Annotated in this window: 3 protein-coding genes; 1 reads left to right on the top strand and 2 read right to left on the bottom strand. The window is 70.0% G+C overall.

The genetic code is table 11. The annotated features are described in order from the left end of the window. Both Q4C89_RS13460 and Q4C89_RS13455 read right to left on the bottom strand, forming a co-directional pair. Positions 1-1056, bottom strand: a 1056-nt coding sequence (locus Q4C89_RS13460) for an enolase C-terminal domain-like protein (protein WP_303103137.1), incomplete at its 3' end; no start/stop codon positions are given. Continuing rightward, positions 1053-1865: an ATPase gene (locus Q4C89_RS13455; protein WP_303103136.1), complete on the bottom strand. Its 813-nt coding sequence runs from the start codon at positions 1863-1865 to the stop codon at positions 1053-1055. The genes Q4C89_RS13455 and Q4C89_RS13460, both read right to left, overlap by 4 nt. Between Q4C89_RS13455 and Q4C89_RS13450 the strand changes: the two genes are divergently transcribed. Then, positions 1864-2048: hypothetical protein (locus Q4C89_RS13450; protein WP_303103135.1), on the top strand; the 185-nt coding region annotated here is incomplete at its 3' end. The genes Q4C89_RS13455 and Q4C89_RS13450 overlap by 2 nt on opposite strands.

Here is a 2048-nt window from a genome sequence, read left to right as displayed (position 1 = left end):
GAGGGCATGGTCGCGCAGCCCGGCCACGTCCAGCCAGCCGTCCTCAAAGCGGATGGGCAGGTTGAGCAGGTCGTCCTGCAACTTGAGGACGAAACTCAGTTCGCACGGCTCGGTGACTTCGGCCTGGGTGGACAGCAGCGCGGCGTGCAGCGTGCCCAGTCCCGTACTCGCCTGACTGCCCACCATGCCGCGTTTGCCCTGCGCGGCGGCGGCTTTGAGCATGTGCAGGCCGTCGGTGAAGCCGTTGCGGGCGGTCTTGACGTTCAGCACGTCGAAAGTGTCGAAATCGAGTTCGCGTTCGAGGTCGGCGGGCGTAAAGCACGAATCGTCCGCCACGATGGGCAGCACGCCCTGACGGTGCAACTCGGCGCGGGCGCGGAGATTGCGGGCGGGCAGCGGCTCCTCGACATAGGTCAGTCCGGCGTCGCGCATGGCCGCCAGCACGGTGGGCGCGAGTTCGGGCGTCAGCGTTTCGTTGCTGTCGGCGTACAGTTGCACGTCCGTCCCGTAACGGCGGCGCAGTTCGTGGATGACTTCCAAATCCTGGGTGTAGTTGCGGCCCACCTTGACCTTCAGGCAGCGCACGCCCGCCGCCACGACCCGCTCGGCCTCGTCCAGCATGTCGGCAGGTTTGGCGATGCCCAGAATGAAGCTGACGCGCACCCGCGTCTTCGGCCCCAGCCAGCGGTCGAAGAGGGTGTGCCCGGCGGCGCGGGCGCGGGCGTCGTGCAGCGCCATGTCGAGGGCGCCGCGTGCGGTGTGGTTGTTGGCGACGCTGTTTCGCACGTGACTGAGGCCCGCTTCGTCCGTAATCTCCAGCCCCAGCAGCGCGGGTTCGAGGTGACGCAAGATGCCCGCCACGCTGCTCACCGTCTCGCCGTAGATGGTCGGGCGCGGGGTCGCCTCGGCCACGCCCACGCTGCCGTCCGAGAGGGTGACGCGCACCAGAACGTGCTCCGCCACGCTGAGCGCCGAGTGGGCACCCCAGGCCAGCGCCGAGGTCAGCGGCAGGCGGTAAGGAATGGCTTCGATGCGGGCAATGGTAGCAGCGCTCATGCCTGCCCCCCGGCCCACTCGCGCACTGCCGCGCCGACCTGTTCGGGCGAGAGGGCCACGGTGTCGAGCACCAGCGCCCGCTGGGCAGGCAAGGCACGCAACGCGGCTTCGGCGGCGGCGGGGTCGTAGTTGCGCCGCTCGCTCACCACGATTTTGGTCTTGGCGAGGATGTCGGCGGGAGTATGCCCCTCCTGCACCAGCGCGGCGAGACCGTCCAGTTCGTCTGCCGAGAACACGTCCCCGACGCTGCGCAGGTCGCCCAGAGCCCTGCGGAGGTCGTCCGCGTGACCCGCCTGCACCCGCTCGGCTTTTATCTGGTCGAAGGCATCGGCCCGGCCCAGCAGACGGCGCACCCGCACCGCGTCCGGCGCACCGAGCGCCACGAAGCGCCAGCGCGGAAAATGCTGGGCGGCGTAACTGACTTCTTCCTCACCGCGCAGTCCGTCGAACACGGGGGTTTCGCCCCAATGCCGCGTGTCGGCCAGCAGCGAGCCGAGGGCCTGCGCCATGCCGCCGGGGTGGGTTTCGCGGTAGCGGGCGGTCAGGCGAAAGCGTTCCTCCCGGTCAGCCACCGGGCCACCGGCCAGCGGCCAAATCATCACGGCGTCGGTGACTTCGCGGCGGTCGGGGAGCACCTTCAGCGCGGGGTCGGCGGCTTGCAGGGCAGTCAGCGCAGTGCTTTTGCCCACGCCCGTCACCCCGACCAGCACGGTCAGTGGCAGGTCGCTCAGGGCTTGTTCGTGGGGCAGCGGCGTGTCGGCGGCACGCAGGCCGGGCAGGGACGGGACGGAAGAAGGGGCAACAGCCATGCCGCGAGGCTATGCCCATCCCGCGCCCCACCGCGCCGCCTCGTCTGGGCAGGGAGGACACCTTCGGCCACACTCGCCCCCGCGACTTGCGTCTACACTGCGCCCCATGCTGCGCGGCGTTCTCGACCAACTTGGCGAACTGGGCAACCTGGTGCCCCGCTACACCCAGCCCCGCTGCCTGCT

Origin of the sequence: Deinococcus sp. (assembly GCF_030523985.1) — a bacterium.
Classification (GTDB): domain Bacteria; phylum Deinococcota; class Deinococci; order Deinococcales; family Deinococcaceae; genus Deinococcus.
This window is presented reverse-complemented; position numbering and strand designations above follow the sequence as displayed.

Excerpts from the sequence above, each read along its gene's own strand:
- Q4C89_RS13455 (WP_303103136.1), bottom strand. The coding sequence starts at position 1,865 with ATGGCTGTTGCCCCTTCTTCCGTCCCGTCCCTGCCCGGCCTGCGTGCC.